Below are 19,261 nucleotides of genomic sequence, written 5' to 3' on the forward strand. Positions count from 1 at the left end.
CGTTTCCTTCGATCCTCTCGCATACGAAAGAACCACACCTCCAATCATCGAATCTGAATTTCTTCAGTCCAACAATCGGGGTGCGGTTCAATGCCGGGCCTTCGATGGTTATCGGCTTTCGCCCTTAACCATTAAGGGTACAAATGAATAATATCACGGTACATGGCGAACTGACCGTGCGTGGCAAATCGGTGGCCATCCACATGGGTGGTTCCGAACACTACGCAGTGGTCGAAGGAGCACGTTTCGACGTGCACAGCCTCTGGCAGCTCTACCAGTTGCTCAGGCTCATAGCCTAGCCGGTTCATTAAGGCGCGGCGCTGCGTAAGGCGTCGCGCCGGTACCCTTACTTTTCGGCTTCGGCGGTGAGGAGCGCGGCGTCGAAGGAAGAATAGCCGAGGGCAAAGGCTGCGGCGGCGCGGTTGGCGATGAGGGCGGCGATGGCGCGCAGGTCCGCCGTGGTGCCGTCAGCGCCACCGGGGGTGGCGAAGGGCGCGAGGGATTGGCGCGCGCAGTCGAGCTCGACGACGGCCGCCGTCGGTGCGGCAAGTCCTGTGGCGGGGTCTTCGATGACGTCGGGGTGGGCCAGTAGCTCGCTGATTTCGTATACCTTGGCGCGCGGATCGTCGCCACCGGCCAAGGACACCAGTTGCTGCGTAGTGGTCTTGTGCCGGTCGCTGGCCTGCAATGTGGCGCCGGCGGCGCCGCGTGCGGCCAGCACCTCCAATGCGAAACCAGCCCGGTCCTCTGCCAGAGCAACCGTGCGCAGACCTTCGGGCGGCACCGATGAATCCTCCACCCCGTCCAAACGGGTCAGCGCGCTGGCATCCGCCGCATCAAGCTGCATCCGCGCGGCCAGCTCGGACAGACGGGCCGAGGCCTGCGCGCTGCGCAGCACCCCCTCGGCGAAACGCGCGCTGCAGTTCGCGGCCACATCCAGCCAGTCGGAACGCGCCGCATCCGCGGCGATATAACGCGAGATATCCGCGACAGGGGCCGTCGCCCGATCGTCGAAGGCATTCGCGTCCTTGTCGGGCCCGTGCGCTTCGCTGCCGCCGTCCGCGTTCCCCGCATCCGCCCCGGCAGCTGTGCCCAAGCCGGACAATCCCGCGAAGGCAAGGGACATATGGGCGCTTGCGGCATCATAGGCCGTCTCGCAGGGGCTGGCCGCGGCACGGGACTCAGCCTCGGCACGCCCCTCGACGCGCGGCATCGAACAGGAGGCCAACGTGCCCGTCATCGCGCACACCATGATGGCCGCCGCGACGCGTGCGCCCACGGCCGAAGCGCGGAGGAACGGGAGGAGGCGTGTCTGCATAAGCCCCTAGACTAATAATTGACTGTGACCATTGGGCCAAGCGCTTGGAATGCCGGAATTTGGCCGGAATAATTGCATAGGAGGGTCTCACACATGGAACTGGACCTGGCAGGAATGCACAAACTCGCCGCGGAACAGGGCATCGACGCCGAGACGCTGGATGCGGCGCTCGCCGAGGCCCTGCGGTTGGCGTATCTCAAGACCCCGCATGCCGCGAAGCACGCCCGCATCGAATTGGACGAGCGCGCCGGCACCTTCACCGTGTGGGCCGCCGACGAGACCCCGACGGAGCCGACCGAGGACGATCCCCATCCCGCCCCCACGCTGGGCGAGGAATACGACGACACCCCGCATGACTTCGGCAGGCTCGCGGCCGCCACCGCGCGCCAGGTCATCTCCCAGCTGTTCCGCCGCGCCGAGGACGAGAAGGTGTTCGGCGCCTTCTCCGGGCAGAAGGGCAACCTCATCACCGGCATCGTGCAACAGGACGCCTCCGACCCGGCCAACGTGCATATCGCGGTGGGCGACGTCGAGGCCATCCTTCCGCGCCGCGAGCAGGTGCCGGGGGAGCGGTATCGTCACGGCGAGCGTCTGCGCGTCTATGTCGTCAACGTCGCACGTGGGCTGAAGGGGCCGGAGATCGTCGTCTCCCGCTCTCATCCCGAGCTGGTGCGCAAGCTTTTCGAACGCGAGGTGCCGGAGCTGGTCTCGGGGGCCGTGTCGATCATGGCCATCGCCCGCGAGGCCGGCGCCCGCACGAAGATCGCGGTGCGCGCCAACACCGAGGGCGTCAACCCCAATGGCGCGCTGATCGGCCCCGGCGGCGCCCGTGTGCGCGCCGTCATGGAGAATCTGGGACCGGAGAAGATCGACATCGTCGATTGGTCCGCCGATCCCGCGAAGTTCGTGGCCTCCGCGCTGTCGCCGGCCGTCGCCACGGGCGTGCAGGTCATCAGCGAGAAGAACAAGACCGCCATCGCCTTCATCCACGACGACCAGCTGTCGCTGGCCATCGGCAAGGAGGGCCAGAACGCCCGCCTGGCCGCCAAGCTCACCGGTTGGAAGATCGGCATCGAATCCGCCGAGGCCCACGCCGCGAAGGGCGAGGTCGCCGGCGAAGGAGCTCAGACCGCACATCCACAGGCGTGAGTATGCTTGATTGCGGTGTTCGCGGGTGTACTATGCCCAGCGGGCGGACAGAGACGAGGTAGCACGATCATGGTCGCACGATGAGACAGGATAAGCTCGCCGTCATCGAAGGTTGACCGCGCCGACGCGCGCGCGGTCTCGGATAGGAGAAATTAGTGGCGAAACCACGCGTGTATGAATTGGCCAAGGCTCTTGGCGTGGACAGCAAAACCGTTCTTGAGAAGCTCAAGGACATGGGAGAGTTCGTCAAGTCCGCGTCGTCCACCGTCGAGCCGCCGGTGGCCCGTCGTCTGAGGACGGCGTTCAAGGAACAGGCGGCGCCGGCCGCCCCCAAGACCGAGGCTCCCGCCTCCCATCAGCCGGCGCCGGCCAAGCCGGCCGCTTCCGGCAAACCCAGCCCGGCGCCCGCCGCATCCGGCGCGTCCGGCGCCCATCCGCATCCGGCTCCGGCGGCTCATCCGGTTCCCGGTGCCAAGCCCGCGTCCCCCGCGCAGCATGGCAAGCCGAAGTCGTCTCAGGGCGGCCCGAAGCCGGCGCAGCGTTCCCAGGGACATCCGACTCCCGGCGGCAAGCCGGCCGCATCCCGTCCGCAGTCCGGCGCCCCGACGCCAGGTCAGGCCGCATCGAGCTCCGGCGCGCATCAGCGTCCCTCCGGGCCTCGCCCCGGCAACAATCCGTTCAGCCGCAAGCAGGGCATGCATACCCCCACGCCCGGCGACATCCCGCGCCCGCATCCGATGGCGCGCCCCACGGTCGGCGACAACCGCGGCCGTGGCGGTCGCCCGGGCCAGGGCGGCGGTCGCGGTGGATTCCGCGGCGGCCGTCCCGGGCAGGGCCAGGGCGCACGTCCCGGCCAGTGGGGACGCAACCGTCCCGGTCAGACCGGCGGAACCGGCGCACAGGGCGGTCGTCCCGGCGGCAACCGTTTCGGTGGAACCGGCACCGGCGGATATCAGGGCGGAGCTCCGTCCTCCAACGGTCCCGCGCGCGGTGGCCGCGGCGGACGCGGCAGCACCGAGGGCGCATTCGGCCGTCAGGGCGGCAAGTCCTCGAAGGCGCGTAAGAACCGTCTGGCCAAGCGCAGGGAATACGAGGAGATCAAAGCGCCGACCATCGGCGGCGTGCGCATCCCGCGCGGCGACGGGCAGACGATCCGTCTGCGCCAGGGCGCTTCGCTGGCCGATCTCGCGGAGAAGATCAACGTCAATCCCGCGGCCCTGGTGACCGTGATGTTCCATCTGGGCGAGATGGCCACGGCCACGCAGTCCCTGGACGAATCGACGTTCCAGATCCTCGGCGAGGAAATCGGTTGGAACATCAAGCTTGTGTCCGCTGAAGAAGAGGACAAGGAGCTGCTGCAGCAGTTCGACATCAACCTCGACGAGGAAGAGCTGCAGGAGGACGAGGACCTCGCGCCCCGTCCGCCGGTGGTCACCGTCATGGGCCATGTCGACCACGGCAAGACCCGACTGCTCGACACCATCCGCCGCACGAATGAGTTCGCTCGCGAGGCCGGCGGCATCACCCAGCGCATCGGCGCCTATCAGGTGTCGGTCGACCTTGAGGGCGAGCCGCGCAAGATCACCTTCCTCGACACCCCTGGCCACGAGGCGTTCACCGCCATGCGTGCCCGCGGCGCCGAGCTGACCGACGTGGCGATCCTTGTGGTCGCCGCCGACGACGGCGTGATGCCGCAGACCGTCGAGGCCATCAACCATGCGCAGTCGGCCCATGTGCCGATCGTCGTGGCCGTCAACAAGATCGATGTGGCCGGAGCCAACCCCGACAAGGTGCGCGGCCAGCTCACCGAGTTCGGCCTTGTGCCGGAGGAATACGGCGGCGACACGATGTTCGTCGACATCTCCGCCAAGCAGGGCACGAATGTCGACAAGCTGCTGGAGGCCGTGCTGCTCACGGCCGACGCCGAACTGGACCTCAGGGCCAACCCCGATATGGACGCGCGCGGCGCGACCGTCGAGGCGCGCCTCGACAAGGGCCGCGGCGCAGTGGCGACCGTGCTCGTGCAGTCCGGAACGCTGCATATCGGCGACGCCATCGTGGCCGGCACCTCCTATGGCCGTGTGCGCGCCATGCTCGACGAGAACGGCAACCAGATGCAGGAGGCTGGTCCCTCGACCCCGGTGCAGGTGCTGGGTCTGACCTCCGTGCCGACCGCAGGCGACCTGTTCCTCGTGGCCGGCGACGACCGCGCCGCCCGTCAGATCGCCGAGAAGCGCCAGGCCACCGAGCGCGCCGCGCAGCTGGCCAAGCGCCGCAAGATCGTCTCGCTCGAATCGCTTAAGGAGCAGTTCGCCAAGAGCGAGGTCGACATGCTCAACATCGTCATCAAGGGCGATTCCTCCGGCTCCGTCGAGGCGCTCGAGGATTCCCTGATGAAGATCGAGGTGTCCGACGAGGTCGGCATCCAGGTCATCCACCGCGGCGTCGGCGCGATCACGCAGAACGACGTCAACCTGGCGACCGTGGACAAGGCCGTCATCATCGGCTTCAACGTGCGTCCGAACCGTCAGGTGGCCGACCTCGCCGACCGCGAGGGCGTGGAGATCAAGTACTACTCGATCATCTACAAGGCCATCGAGGACATCGAGGCCTCCCTCAAGGGCATGCTCAAGCCCGAATACGAGGAGGTCGTCACCTCGCACTCCGAGATCCGCGAGATCTTCCGTTCCTCCAAGTTCGGCAACATCGCCGGCGTCATGGTGCAGGACGGCGAGGTCAAGCGCGGAACGAAGTGCCGCATCCTGCGCAACGGCGTCGCCACGGTCAACGACCTCGAGATCTCCTCGCTGCGTCGTTTCAAGGACGACGTCACCTCCGTCAAGGAAGGCTACGAGGCCGGCATCAACCTCGGTTCCTTCAACGACATCGAGCTCGGCGACGTCATCGAGACCTTCGAGATGCGCGAGGTCGAGCGCAAGTGACGTTTTGCCGGCCTCGGCAAAACGTCATCCTGAGCGAGCGAAGCGAGTCGAAGGATCTCGGCCCACGCATAACGATGACAAGCTGCAATCCCGGGGCATCATCCTGAGAGCAGTCGAAGGATCTCCCCGCTCAAGCTCAACCTACGGAATACGGACCGGTTCCATCTGGAACCGGTCCCTCCATACAAAGGACATACACATGGCAGGAACCAATCCCCGCGCCGCGCGCATCGCCGCGTTGATCCAGCGCGTCATCGCCTCGTCGATGGAACGCGAACTGCATGACAAGCGTTTGTTCAACGTCACGATCACCGAGGTGCGCGTGACCAACGACTTGCAGATCGCGAAGGTCTATTGGACGCAGCTTGGACACACTGGCCATGAGGATGGCGAACGCAAGCGCGCCAAGCAGGCGCTCGAACAGGCCAAGGGGCGTCTGCGCACGCTGGTCGGCCGCAAGGCTGGTCTGCGCCTGACCCCGCAGCTGCAGTTCGTCTTCGACGAGGTGCCCGGCGAGGCGCATGAGATCGAGGATATCCTTGCGATGGCTCGCAAGCGCGACGAGGAGCTGGCCCGCCAGCGCGCCACCGCGCAGTATGCCGGTGATGCCGATCCCTATAAGCATGACGAGCCGGAGGACGACGACTTCGACGAAATCGACGAGTCCGAGGATTTTGACGATGACGAGGACCTCGACGACCTCGACGATGTGAACGAAACCGTCGGCGACGAAGCCTCCGATGACTTCGACGAATCCCACGCAGCCGATGACGAGTGATGCCTCCGCCGCCGGCGGTCTGCTGATCGTGGACAAGCCGCGCGGCGTCACCAGTTTCGATGTGGTGGCGGCCGTGCGCGGCGCGCTGCGCACGAAGAAGGTCGGCCATGCCGGCACGCTGGACCCGATGGCGACCGGCGTGCTGGTGATTGGCTTCGGCCATGCCACGCGTCTGCTCACCGCCATCGTCGAGCATGACAAAACCTATGAGGCGACGATTCGACTTGGGCTGTCGACGACGACGGATGATGCCGAGGGAGCGATTATTCCGCGGAACGCCGACGAGGGCCATGCGGAGAACGCCGCCGCGTCATTTGATATGCATAATCTCGAGCAGACGATGACAGTCGTCGAAGAGGCCATTCACGCCCATTTCCTAGGGGATATCAGCCAGGTCCCCAATGCATATTCGGCCATCAAAATCAATGGCAAGCGGGCCTACGACCTGGCCCGCGACGGCAAGGATGTCGAGCTCAAGGCGCGTCCGGTCACGATCGGCGAGTTCGTTGTGCTGGATGCGAGGGCGGGTCAGGCCTCGATCCTGACCCCGGGACTGGCGCTGGGGGAGCGCGGCGCCGGGGAATCGCCGGATGCGCCGATGGCCGATGTCATTGATGTGGATGTGCGTGTCTCATGTTCCTCCGGCACCTATATCCGCGCCCTTGCGCGCGACCTCGGCCGCGAATTAGGTTGCGGCGGCCATCTGGTGCGTCTGCGCCGCACTCGTGTCGGGCGGTTCGCGCTCTCGGATATCCGGCCCGTCACCGCGCACACGGAGTCCAAGACCTTCACCGACCGCGAGGGCAATGTCGTCACTCGCGGCAAGTGTGTGCTTGACATTCCTGCGGAGCTTGCTGACCGCGAGGCACGAGCCGCTTGGCTGCGCTCCCGCGCACTGGACATGTTCGAGGCGGCGGCCGGCGCGCTGCCTGTCATCCCCGTCTCGGCAGAGGAAGCCGCCGAGCTGCGTTTCGGCCGGCGCATCAATCGCCAATGGCCCGACGATGCTTCCCGAGAGACGCCCGCCGCCGCCTGCGTTCTCGCCGCGCGCGATGTCGTCGCCCTCGTGGCTCCCGCCGGAGCCAAACAACTCAAGCCCGTCACCGTTTTTGCCACTGCATGAGGACCTGCATAGGGCAAGATTCTGACTTACGGGGTCTGGCCTAGGAATGTGAAGGCTCACAGTAGGGGTGTGAGAAAAATCACTTGGGGTGGGTGGGGGAAGTCGGAGCATTGCGCTCTCTAGTTAAGCGTGACTTATGGGGGAAGACTCGCTGATGCACGGGGAGCGGTGCACCCAAGCGCGGAATGTCGCAATCCTCCTTTGGTGCTGAGGCCGATGACGGCGACGTCAGGGAAATACAGAGTTCTGTCGTAAGAGTGCCTATTTAGGGGTGCCCCCTTATATGGTTTCCGCGATGCTCCCAATGCTCGCTAATGGCGTTATATCAGGCTTTTCAGTCTATTTAAAGTGAGTTCTGAGCGTTTTGTCTAGGCATAACCATGTCTGCTGGCAAGGGGGTCTATGACGGGCGCGAGAGGAGTTCGGGAACCCCTTCCCGACCGAACCTAAGTAGAAAGGAAAGGGATTGCCAATGAACATTGGAAAGTCCTTTAAGAGGCTGGCGGTCGCCGCCGTGGCTGCGGTCGCCTCCGCCGCCATGCTGGCCCCCGCCGCCAACGCGTTGCCACTGGTTGATCCACCTAATCCCAACGACTTCGACGATGGCACGCTCAACATCACGTACACGCAGAAGACCGGTGAGATGGGCACGCCCACTGGCACGCAGAATGATGCCGCCAGCGTCGACACCTCCAAGGCGATTGTGGGCGCCACCTTCCAGTACTACAAGCTCGACACCAATAAGGTGGAGACCGGCGCAGGGGTGGATGACACCGCGGGACATGCGACCGCAGGTCTGAGCCAGGCCACCTTCTCCTCTGTTCTGGGTGCGCTCCCCGCCAACTGGGATGGGAATCTGAAGAAGATCATGCGGAGCTGGGGCACCGCGACCGCACAGGATGTCGATACAGCTTTTGCCAATGCCACTGCTTCGGTGCCGACCAACGAACTCGGTGTCACCGCGTTCACCGGTCTTAGCGAGGGTTATTACCTGGTGTGGGAGACCGCGGCGGCTGACGCCAACGGCTATGCCGATGGCCATTCCCGTGCCACGCCGTTCATCGCGACGCTGCCGTATGACCATGATGGCGATCCGTCCACCGGCGCGAAGAAGGACCTGTATGTCTATCCCAAGAGCGTGATGGACGAGATGAACCCGGACCGACCGAATGAGGGCCACGCCAACAAGTCCGGCCTGACGTCGGACCAGCTCAAGTCGATCACCGGCATCGACATGTCCGGCGTGACGAACTTCAAGTCCGACGGCCCCAAGCAGTTCCTCAAGCCGGGCGATCTGGTCGCCTACCTGCTGCAGGTGGATGCCAGCAAGTTCGGCAAGGATGCCGCCACCCCGGACTATGAGGTGACGGGCAAGACGCTGTCCCTCACCGATGAGCTGCCGGTGTCCGGCACGAACGGCACGGTGAAGAACCTGCTGCAGATTCATGATGCCACCGCCAAGATCACGAACTCCGCTCTGACGGGTGTCAACTCCACGGGGAACCGTTGGTACTTCGTGGATGGTCTGAACCAGGCCGGCAACCAGACCGTGCTGAAGGCCGATGCCAACGCTGCCAACGCTCAGTACACCATCAGCGACGCCACCGCGGAGACCAATGACCACAAGTTCACCGTTTCTCTGACCGATAGCGGCAAGGAACTCTTCAACCAAGATGATGAGAACGATCTGGTCACCCTGCGTCTTGTCGTCGTCGCCGAAGTGACTGAGGAAGCCGTGAATGCCACCAAGTTCGTGAACAAGGTGAGCGGCATGGTCGACACCACTCCGAGCATTCCGGACAACACCGTCGAGACCCCGGTCGCCTCGGTCACCGCCGCCAAGACCGATAGCTCCAACCACCGCATCCAGGGCACCGAGTTCAACCTGCACACCGCACTGCAGACGAATGGTGATGTCGACAAGACGAAGACCCTGCTTGAATCCACTGCTACGGACACTGCGGGCGATCTGTCTATTGGCAACGCGGATCAGCCGGGTACTGATACTCGTGTCAAGATGATGGCCACCACTGACATTGTCGGCGACAAGCAGGAAGGCGATTACACGAACACCGCCAAGGCCAAGGCCACCAACGGTCTGGTCTTCGACGAGACGTACGTCGACGAGAAGGGCAACGGCCGTGTGGTCGTCGCCAACGGCGGCATGGTGTCCTTCACCAACCTGCTTGGCATCGCCACGACGAACACCTTCGATGCGACAACCGCGAAGTCCATCTCGGATTTCGTCGATAACCCGGGCGTAGCCGGCACTCGTCATCAGGCCGACTTCACCTTCTATCTCAAGGAAACCGAGCGGACTTATCCTTATCAGCTGCCGGTCGGCGCCGCCGCGGTCACCCCGGTGACGCTTCGCGTGACCGTTGAGGCGAATGGTGATGTGTCGGTCGTTCAGCGCACCTACAACCAGACTCTGTCCGACACTGCCAATGCCACCACTGGTGACCCTTTGCAGAAAGTGGTCTTCACTTCCCAGGCCCAGCAGATCAAGAACTATGCTCCGGGGCAGTTCGAGCTGCCGCTCACCGGTGGCACGGGCACGATTCTGCTGACGCTGACCGGTCTCGCTCTGATCACCTTCGCGGTGGCGTACTTCATGCGCCGTCGCGAGCATGAGGAGGTCTGAGCTTCCGTTCCCGGATTGCCGGCTGCCTTTGGAATAAGAGGGTAGGCATTCCGGGAAATGGGTGGGATGGGCCCGCGCTTTGCGGGCCTGTCCCTCCCTCCGGCCGCTTTACGGCCGCCTCCCTTATCAGAGGGAGGAAGAAAACTTCGCTTTTTGGTTATGGGAGATGGCAATGCGTATGTGGTGCAATGCTGGCGGGAACGCGCGTGCGGCGGCGGTGGCGACTGCCGTCGTGGCTGGCGCGGTCGCGGCCTTGTTGACGTTCGCATCCGCCGTGTCCCCGATCAATCCCGCCGCCGCGGCGCTGCCGGAGCTTGGCCCGGGAATGGACGCGGGCGACAAGGGCTCGATCACGGTGCACGGAGTGCTGCGGCCGAACCGCGGCGGCACGCCGGAAATCCCGGGCTCGCCCTCGGACGGCCGTCAGGACACGGCGGTCGAGGAACAGATCAACGTGAACAAAGGCAATATGTCTGCGATGAACGGATTGACCTACCGTCTGTATCGCCTGGACACGGATCTGGTCGAACGCGGGCGCGAACCGGCCGATCCAAACGATCCGAATGCGGCTCCCGCGATCCGCCCGATCGAATCCCAGCTGGATCTGAACGCGCTGCTGCCGGATTACACGGCGCTCGAATCGTTCCTGAACACATATGCGGATCCGAAGACCGCATTGCGTTGCGCCGTCGGTGGCGCCGCCGCCGGCAATGGCTGCGTCACCACGGACGGCATGGTGCTTGGAGCGGAGCAGAAGGGCGTCGCCCATTGGAACGACTTGTCCTTCGGCTATTACCTGCTCGTGCAGGACGAGGGCGATCGGATTGCGCGCGACGAGCAGGGCGGAGTCGTCTCCGGTCTGGTCAATGAGCTGATCGCGCCCACGCTGATTCCATTGCCGCGCAAGGATGGCGATGGCACGCCGATCAAGGATGTGCACGTCTATCCGAAGGTCACCGAAGCGACGACGGTCACCAAGTCCATTGTGGGGGAGAATCATGTCTACGGCTACGAGGACGCGAACCATCCCGACGATGAGTCAGCCATCGCGCATACGATTCGCTGGCGGATCAAGGTGCCGCTGAGCGCGGATATGGTCAACCCGAACGGTTTGACCGCGCGCGAGCTCAAGCTCACCGATGAGCTTGACACAGCTGCCCAAGGCGGCCGACTCGACCTGAGCGGCGGTGTGGAGGCGATGGATGCGAGCGTCACCGTGCGCAAGCTCGACGGCGGCGCCGTGGACGACAGGAACCTGCTTGAGGAGGATGCGACCTTCCCCAGCGGCAAACCCGCGGGATATAAGCGTGCGTCCGTGGCGCTCAGCGACAAGGGGACGCTGACCTTCGAAGTGCCCGAATACGGCCTGCGCCCTGCCCTGCTGAACGAGGAGGCGATGTATCTGCTGTTCGAGTTCTCCACTCCCGTCTCACAGAAGGCGCTTAAGGTCAACCGCATCGAAAACGGCCTGCTGCCGGCCGCCGCGATCATTCCCAACGAAGTGACGCTGACCTATCTGAGCGCCCTTGATTTCCGGGTGCAAACCCATCGGTCCGCCCCGATGAAGGCCTATGTCGGTCAGATCACCGTGGCCAATCTGTATGCCAAGGATCGCGTGACCAAGCTTTATGGCGGCGAGTTCGGCCTTGCGTTGAGTCGCGAGGATGCCGAGGCGGGGCGTTATATCGCCCGCGTGACGACTGAAGGCGATGTGACGGTGATGGACCCCGCGCCCGTGGAATCCGGCGATGGGAACAAGACGTCCAGGTCGGAGGGCGTGCGCACGGTGCTGCATGGCGGCACAGGGGCCGAAGGCGCGCCGAACGCCGCCGAGCTGACATTCACCGCGCTGTCCGGCGCGCGCAATTACTGGGTGAAGCAGACCAAGGCGCCCACCTGCCCCAGCGGCAGGGAATGCGTGCTGGTGACGGAGCCCATGCAGGTCGGCGTTTCCGGCCAGGTCGCGGCCGAAGGCGATGGCGAAACGGGCTCCGGCGCGGCGATGATCTCCGACAGGGACGATGCGGATGCGGCGGCGGCAAGCAGATGCTCGACCGGCGGGCGCGCGGCGCCCTCGTCCGCGGGGTGGGAGGTCTCGCCGGCGGACGGCTCCGGCATCATCGTGTGCGCTCCGTTCTACAACGACGAGCCGGGCTCGTCGGGAGGCGACGATAACAATCCGGTCAATCCCCAGCCGCCGGACCCCGGCGAGCCGGATCCCGATAAGCCGGGGCCGGGGCCGGACGATGGCGGGACGATCGACAAGATCGTCGACAATCTGGCCGATTCCGGCGCCAATGTGTGGATGCCCGTCATGGGCGCGCTGGTGCTGGCGGGAGTGTTTCTGCTGGCCGCCGCGCGACGGCGACGGGAAGACGACGAGAGCGAGAAGAAGGCATGTTCCACGGAAATCGCAGGAGGTGCCGTATGAGATGGCGTGAAGGGAAGCGCGGGAATGGTCCGGCGGGTTGCCGCGGGGACATGGATGGCAAGGGGCACGTTGCTAGGCAAGGAGTGGTTGTGAGGATTCGCGAGCAGATGAGTATGACGGCCGGCCGCGCGGCGAGGTCGGTGCGGCGCACTGGCATGCGCTTGGTGGCGACGGCGATTGCGTTCGGCACGCTGACCGGTGGCGTGATATTCAGTTACGCGGCCTATGGTCCGGGCACCATGGCCTATGCCACGCCGGTGAACGTCGTCGATGAGAGCAATAGGATCGACGATGGCATGGTGGATGTGCAAAGCTTGACGGATGGCGACGGCGATGCCGAGGCGACGGAGGACAGCGGCAACGAAAGCAATCTCGCTCGTCGCGGCACCTACACGCAGCTGACGCGCGAGCAGATCGCCAATGCGCAGCCGGTGCCGGCGCTGGTGGTGCTCGACGGCAACCGCGTGGGCACGGATCTCAAGACCCTGATCCCCTCGACCGACATGGACAGCCTGACGGTCATGGGCAAATTCGACGCCAAGGGCAGCGGTCTATATGGCGAGCAGATGCTTGCGGCCGACGGCGATCATGTGATCAAGTCCCCGGAGGATGAGAATGATCCGACGGTCAATCACCAGGACAAGGACTCATTCACCTTTGGCTTCTATTACTATTTCAGCAAGTTCTTCGGCAACTTTGGCTACGGCGCGAATGTCGACCAAGCGCTGATGGAAAGCATCAGGAAAAGCTTCGGCCAGTATGGCTATGACGGTCTATACGTCTATTACAACGGTCAGAAGCGTGCCCGCGTCGCGTGGGCGGGCATGATTGACGGCAAGACCTATGTGTTGGCGCATGACGGCACGCAGGCATACGCGAAGAACGGCGCTGATCTCGTGGCCCAGCAGTGCACGCCGTGGAAGGATGACAAGAAGCTGCAGAAGGGGAACGGCAACAATATCAAGGATGAGACCAACGACTGCTTCCTGACGGAGATTCCCAACGTCACCACGGCAACGGCGAGCAGCGGTAATTACGGCGATATCGAATTCGCCAATCCGGTTGAGTCCGGCAAGCCGTATCTGGCGGCCTCGTTCTCCTCGACTGGTGCCGTGCAAGTGTATTACGGCCAGGACACGCGCGATAACAAGGGCAACGACGGGGGCAACTCCGAGTTGAGCGACACGACCGGTCGCGCCGATTTCTCTCTTACTCAGACCACTGCCGCGCCTGGCGGACAGGTGTCGCTGCGCGCGTTCACCTCGGAGGCGGGCACATCGCTGAAGGTCTATGTGCGTGAAACCGACAAGGAGCCGACGGTGGATCCGAACACCGGCCGCATCACGGCATTCCCGACGGATTGGAACGCCGATTACAAGCCTTGGGTCGGCTTCGACGGCAACGAAGTGGAGGCGGACAGCGGTGGCAAGGTGCATTTCACGCGCACGAACGACGAGGGAGAATTGACGGGCTATACGCCCGAGTTGCGTGAATATGAGCTGCGCGTGGATGTGAGCGAGAGCTCCAGCAAGAACATTGAGATCTATGTGACCCAGTCCAAGGATTACGGCGATCAGGCTCCCGCTCCAGACGGGAACGCGGATGCCAGCAAGATCATCGTCTCCGGGCAGATCAAAACGACCGCCGGCACTGACGCGGAGTTGAAGGCAGATGGGATGCTCGACCTGAAGCAGCTGTATACCATCGCCAATGGTTCTATCGGGCCTCCGTCAAGAGTCGATCAAAAATACTATTTCTATTGTCCGCCTACGTGGGCGGACAGCAATCAGTTTAAGTGCGCCAATAAGCCAGCGTCGAAACCGGATGAGCAGATCTACAACGAAGATATCTCCGGACAAACGTGGGATAAAACCGTGCGGAATGGTCGCGGCATGCGCGGCGCTTCGTATGTGGCCGGTTGGCGTATCAACCGCAAGGACAAGAACAGCGACGATACGTACGAAAAAAATGATTACAGCGGCCGCAATGGTGGCAACCAGGTGTTCGTGCCGGGTGAATACATGAGCGGCAACTCCTATGTCGGCCAAGCATTCAATGGCAATGAAACGGCGTGGGATGAGATGCTCACTAGATGTTTGAGCGATTACACGACAGCGACCTGCAAGTATTGGCGCCAAACTTTATTGGGAGGGTTGGAGGCCCCGGCGTGGTGGGACAACCCTTATTTCAACGACAATGATAAGAACTGGACTCATTTGAGGATCGGCCCCAGCGGCAGCGGATTCAGCGTCAGCAGAGGTGGCGACCCGACTGACTACGCCTATAACGGTGGCAAGCCCTATGCTTCGGATTCGTATGATTCGCGATTCAAGACCACGGACACCGCGCCCTACGGCATCGGCAAAGGCACGGACATAAATACGGATAAAACCTATTGTTCCAGCAGCGCACCTTGGCAATGGATGTATCCAGCTGGCAATGGCAGCAATATGATCTGGCAGCCTATTCAATGCGATTCCGTGCAGAATTTCGGTACGAAATCCTTCTATTCCGGCGAACAGGTGACCAACACAATCGGCTATGTGTGGGATGAGAGAAACCAAGGTTGGCTGAATGGCTCCTATGCAAACGTGACCGGTCAATTTGGCTCTGTCGATGGCATGTCGGACGAGCGCGGACAAGTGGGTGACACCTATGTGCTGGCGTTCTACAATTCGGTGCGTTCCGGATGCAAGGCGGATATCGGTGATACCAACCCCAACAAGTCGCTTGGCGCGGATAAGGAATCCAGCATCGTCGGCAAGTGCGACGAGGACACCTTCGGTTCCGATGACACCGGTCAGACGCAGGTGCCCACGGCATTGCAGCTGTGCGCACGCAAAACCAACTCGGGCACAGAAGCGGTCAGTTGCGACGGCACCGGTGACGACATCATCCGCACCACGGTGAATCTGCCCACCTATGTGTCCATGCAGGGCGGCAATGACTTAAAGCGCACCTGGTCGCTTACCAATGCTGGTGGATCGGAACCGCTGGGTTGGGATCCTCGAAACTACAATGAATGGGCGACCTATGATCACAGCATGACCACGGAGCTGACCGAGGGGCCCTTCGCCGGCATGACCGTGACCGTGCGCGAAACCGCGCCGTGGTACCTTGATCAGAACGAGAAGTTCGGCGGGCGCAAATTCCACTATTCCTCGCATGTCATGCTGGTCACGCTCGACAACGTGACGACCTCGGTGGACGTGAAGATGACCTACGAGAAAGCCCAGTATCCGACTTTCGCGCTTGGCGATACCTCGGGCATGCAGGATGTGCAGATCCGCACCGCGGAGAACAAGAACAGCGGCAATACCAATTGGACGGATTTCGAGCAGGCGCTGTCGGTGCGTCAGGAACTCACGACGTCGCTGCGCGGCCAGGCTCCGACCAGCTATGGTCGTAAGGCCATGGTGGGCATCGTGCGTTTCCGCCCTGCCTTCGGCTATCAGTCGAATAATGTGAGGGTCAATGGTGGTCGGCAGAACGCCACATCCACCACATCCATACTGAATCTATGTCTGGCGACGGATTCATCGGCCAACGACCAATACTGCGCCGACAGCGGAGGAAACAATATCAAAGTCAATCCGGATAAGAGACCGGATAACCAAGGGTATGCAAATATGTTCTCCGGAGGCTTCGCCGGAAGCGAGCTGGTGAACGTCAACAAGGAGAAGAATGTCCCCGAGCCGACAGCTGGATATGGAACAACCGGACCGGTGGATGGACAGAAGGCATGGGATTGGACCTTCCATACCAATCAGTGTGTGCCCTTGCGGAGGGATTATGTGAATGCGACCACATCCAATCCCACGGGTGAGAAGACGTTGTTGCCCGACGGCACGCTGGCGCAGCTGCCGGACACGGGCCAATACATCACCTGTTTCATCAATGCGACGAACAAGACCGGGGCCTCATTCGAGAACTTCTACGCTTCGCCATTGCAGTTCGGTGCCACTTCGGACACGAAGGACACGGTGTATAAGCTCCGCTTCTATCCAGGCTATCGTGACGGAGACAAGTCGGCGAACCCGAGCGGCACAATCAATTACAACGGCCAGGGCGCACTGACCACCACCGGCGAGCAGCTCGACGGCAGCGGCGCGAAGAACCCCGACACCATGCGTCTGTGCACGGCGGATGAGATGAGCGAACCCGGCGGTGGCGTGGCGACGCCCAGCGGCTCCGGGGACTACCAAGGCTGCGTCGATCCCTCGACGATCGATACACGCGTGCAGTCATACAATCTGGCGGGCGTGGGCAGCGACTACCAGTTGACGGTGCCTTCATCCAAGCCGAGATACGTGCAAACGGCTCAGGAAAAGGCATCGGGCAAGATGTTGTATTTCCAAGGCTGGGCGCCGTTCTTCGGTTTGAACACCACAGGCAAGAGTGAACTGGGCGATGCGATGGCCACGATTCCGGGCATGACGACCTCCGCGGCCAATGGCATCGGCGGCGCCTACCAGGTCGGCGAGATGGGGCTGATCCGGCCGGGCCAGTCGGTGCCGGTCAGCGCGGTCACGCCATCGTCGAATGTGGTGGCGCTGCGCATGCGCGCGGTGTGGTCGGAGGTGTCGCTGGCCGACTCCGGCAATGTGCGCGTCGTTTCCTATACGCAGACCTATCAGCCTGCCAGCGGCAACGGGGCGGATGCCAAGTCGGAGGAATACGGTTGGACAGACACAGTGAATGCCAATGACGTGAACGTCAACCAGACCACCAAAGACACCACGATGTATCTGGTGCTCAAGGATGACACGACCGAAGGCGGCACAGGGTGGAAGGCCACCTATGCCTCGGCCTCCAAGCCAGCCGATCTGATCGAGCGGCTCTTCGACCAAGCCTCCGGTGACTCCGCCAACGGCGACAAGACCTTCGACCGCGACGGCGATGAGGATGGAAAGGTGACCGGCGTCAAGAATGGCGTGCAGGTCCAGGGCAAGCTGTCGAGCGGAACCAAGGTCAGCGGGGAGGGCGCTCTGAAAACCGGAGACGGGTCCACCGGCACGCTGGCGGCGGTGAATTTCAATAACGAGTCGTTGGTGCGGTGCGAGGCGGTCCGGCAGTCGCACGACGGGAACAACACCTTTGTTGTGTCCAGTCCACTGCTTGGCATGGAGAAAACCTTTGGCAATGACATATTGGCAACCGTGGCCATGGGCAAGCACATGGACAAGATCAATGGCTACTGCGGCGACGCCAAGGACCAGCTGGGCAACGATCCGCTGAACCTCGGCAAACTGCCGTCCACGGCCTCCGATGTGGTGTTCGCGGCGCTGTTCCGCGAGCCCGCGGCGATGACGTATCAGACCTCCGGTCTGTACCTTCCCGAGGGCACGACGGAACCGAACGCAGACCGTGATCGTTGGTTCTCGATCGACACGGCGAACGAAACCAACTCGACCCAGCCGGACAAGGACACGACCGGCGAGACCTATTCGGCCTTCGCCAACGAAAACCCGCAGCATACGGGCCGTTGGAAGTACGATCGCGTGAAGATGCCGACCTTCGGCGACCACAAGCGCGATGCCTACAAAGACACCGCGCTTGACTGGCGGTATTGCGGATATGCCTCCGACGATGGCTCTGACGTGGACTGCAAGGACACCCAGCTTACGGGCGATCCGCAGGGCTGGGTGCCCGAGAACGGTCCGGTCAAGGATTCGAAGGGACAGGGCCGATATCAGGCGCCGTTCTTCCCCAACGACGGCCAGCATGCGGACGATCCGGTCGACGCGAACGGCAAACCCAAGCCATCGACGGGCATCCAGGCGATGAACGCCGTGGTCACGATGACGGAGGCGAACCGTGAATGGGCAGCGATCTGGCATCCGGGCGGCGCGGTGACGCTGCGCCTGCGCAAGGTCTCGCAGGCGCAGTCGGGCGACGGCCTGCCCGATTCGCTCAAGGGCGGCAAGTTCCGCCTCTACCATCTGAGCGAGAACTGCTATAAGTACGGCGTCGATGTGGCGACGAGCCAGTGCAAGACCACTGGCACTCCTCTGACGCATGAGGACATCGACTACGACGACCTCGACCTGGCGAAGAACCCCGCGCTGCTCGACAACCTGGGCTACCCGGATGTGGAGGCCACGGGCAGCACGTCGGATAATCCGAACGACAGCAATTGGAAGAACCGGAACGAGAACTGGCATCCGCACCCGGCGTATGGCGACGAGTTCGAGGCGACCGCCGAAGGCGATGACGGCTTGATCACCTTCAGTTCGCTGGTGCTGGGCGGCAACGAGATCGCCGGTTCCGGCGGCGAGAAGACGCTCGACTATTCCCAGATGTGGTTCGCTCTGGTCGAGACCGAGGCGCCGCAGGGCTATGACACGCCGACGGGCGCGGTCTGGTACTTCCGCCTCGATCCGACGGTCAAGCTCGCGGAGTCGACGGATGCCGGCAAGGAGACGCCGCGCTCCGGCCTGATCTACACGATCCGCACCACCACCGAGAAGGACGGGAACAGCAATACCGTGCCGTCCTATGGCACCGTCTTCTCCGGCAAGGCCAAGACGACCGGTTCCGGCGGCGCGGGCGCGCCCAACTCCGCCATCGACCGGACGGCGCAGGTTCCGGCCATGATGACCAGCGAAACGCTGGCCGGTGGCGACGAACTCGACACCACCTATGCCGCCGCCGATTTGGCGCGGCTGACCAACGACGGCGGTCTGCGCCTGCCGATGGCCGGCATCAGCTCCTTGCTGTGGCGGTCGTTGCTGGTCGGCGCCATCCTCACCCTGGGCGCCTGGCTGGCCTACGATCGCTACCGTCGCCGGCAGGCACCGGTGGCCGTCACCGGGCATCACCTGTGCCTATGACGCGCTGGGCCGGCTGACAAACGCCGCGCCCCGGATTCGGTTT

General features: G+C 63.2%; 9 protein-coding genes. 8 read left to right on the top strand and 1 reads right to left on the bottom strand.

Annotation, left to right across the window (positions count from 1 at the left end; translation table 11 throughout):
• Positions 1-143: 143 nt before the first annotated feature.
• Positions 144-299 (top strand): hypothetical protein, encoded by a 156-nt coding sequence (locus AC1AUD_RS09650; protein ID WP_476574141.1) that lies wholly within the window; start codon positions 144-146, stop codon positions 297-299.
• A gap of 47 nt (positions 300-346) precedes the next feature.
• Here the strand turns inward: AC1AUD_RS09650 and AC1AUD_RS09655 are convergent, their stop codons facing one another.
• Positions 347-1,318 (bottom strand): hypothetical protein, encoded by a 972-nt coding sequence (locus tag AC1AUD_RS09655; protein WP_476574142.1) that lies wholly within the window; start codon positions 1,316-1,318, stop codon positions 347-349.
• A gap of 93 nt (positions 1,319-1,411) precedes the next feature.
• Here AC1AUD_RS09655 and nusA point away from each other — a divergent pair, with 93 nt between their 5' ends.
• The 7 genes from nusA to AC1AUD_RS09690 all read left to right on the top strand — a co-directional run bounded on the left by nusA (position 1,412) and on the right by AC1AUD_RS09690 (position 19,218).
• A complete protein-coding gene (gene nusA, locus AC1AUD_RS09660; RefSeq protein ID WP_476574143.1) occupies positions 1,412-2,467 on the top strand; it encodes a transcription termination factor NusA in 1,056 nt (351 codons plus the stop codon).
• Positions 2,468-2,622: 155 nt separating this feature from the next.
• The gene (gene infB, locus AC1AUD_RS09665; protein WP_476574144.1) at positions 2,623-5,409 is read left to right on the top strand and encodes a translation initiation factor IF-2; all 2,787 of its coding nucleotides are present in this window, start codon (positions 2,623-2,625) and stop codon (positions 5,407-5,409) included.
• 199 nt (positions 5,410-5,608) lie between these two features.
• Positions 5,609-6,187, top strand: a complete 579-nt coding sequence (rbfA, locus tag AC1AUD_RS09670) for a 30S ribosome-binding factor RbfA (RefSeq protein WP_476574145.1) — start codon at positions 5,609-5,611, stop codon at positions 6,185-6,187.
• Positions 6,150-7,310: a tRNA pseudouridine(55) synthase TruB gene (truB, locus tag AC1AUD_RS09675; protein ID WP_476574146.1), complete on the top strand. Its 1,161-nt coding sequence runs from the start codon at positions 6,150-6,152 to the stop codon at positions 7,308-7,310. Before rbfA ends, truB begins: the two co-directional genes overlap by 38 nt.
• 472 nt (positions 7,311-7,782) lie before the next feature.
• Positions 7,783-9,954: an LPXTG cell wall anchor domain-containing protein gene (locus AC1AUD_RS09680; RefSeq protein WP_476574147.1), complete on the top strand. Its 2,172-nt coding sequence runs from the start codon at positions 7,783-7,785 to the stop codon at positions 9,952-9,954.
• A 172-nt stretch (positions 9,955-10,126) separates the two neighbouring features.
• Positions 10,127-12,385 (top strand): isopeptide-forming domain-containing protein, encoded by a 2,259-nt coding sequence (locus AC1AUD_RS09685; RefSeq protein ID WP_476574148.1) that lies wholly within the window; start codon positions 10,127-10,129, stop codon positions 12,383-12,385.
• Between the two features lie 89 nt (positions 12,386-12,474).
• Positions 12,475-19,218, top strand: a complete 6,744-nt coding sequence (locus AC1AUD_RS09690; protein WP_476574149.1) for a hypothetical protein — start codon at positions 12,475-12,477, stop codon at positions 19,216-19,218.
• The last annotated feature ends 43 nt before the right edge of the window (positions 19,219-19,261 follow it).

The organism is Bifidobacterium sp. LH_730 (assembly GCF_056355835.1).

Coding starts and splice junctions, on each gene's coding strand:
- AC1AUD_RS09650 (WP_476574141.1), top strand. CDS start 144: ATGAATAATATCACGGTACATGGCGAACTGACCGTGCGTGGCAAATCG.
- AC1AUD_RS09655 (WP_476574142.1), bottom strand. CDS start 1,318: ATGCAGACACGCCTCCTCCCGTTCCTCCGCGCTTCGGCCGTGGGCGCA.
- nusA (WP_476574143.1), top strand. CDS start 1,412: ATGGAACTGGACCTGGCAGGAATGCACAAACTCGCCGCGGAACAGGGC.
- rbfA (WP_476574145.1), top strand. CDS start 5,609: ATGGCAGGAACCAATCCCCGCGCCGCGCGCATCGCCGCGTTGATCCAG.
- truB (WP_476574146.1), top strand. CDS start 6,150: ATGACTTCGACGAATCCCACGCAGCCGATGACGAGTGATGCCTCCGCC.
- AC1AUD_RS09680 (WP_476574147.1), top strand. CDS start 7,783: ATGAACATTGGAAAGTCCTTTAAGAGGCTGGCGGTCGCCGCCGTGGCT.
- AC1AUD_RS09685 (WP_476574148.1), top strand. CDS start 10,127: ATGCGTATGTGGTGCAATGCTGGCGGGAACGCGCGTGCGGCGGCGGTG.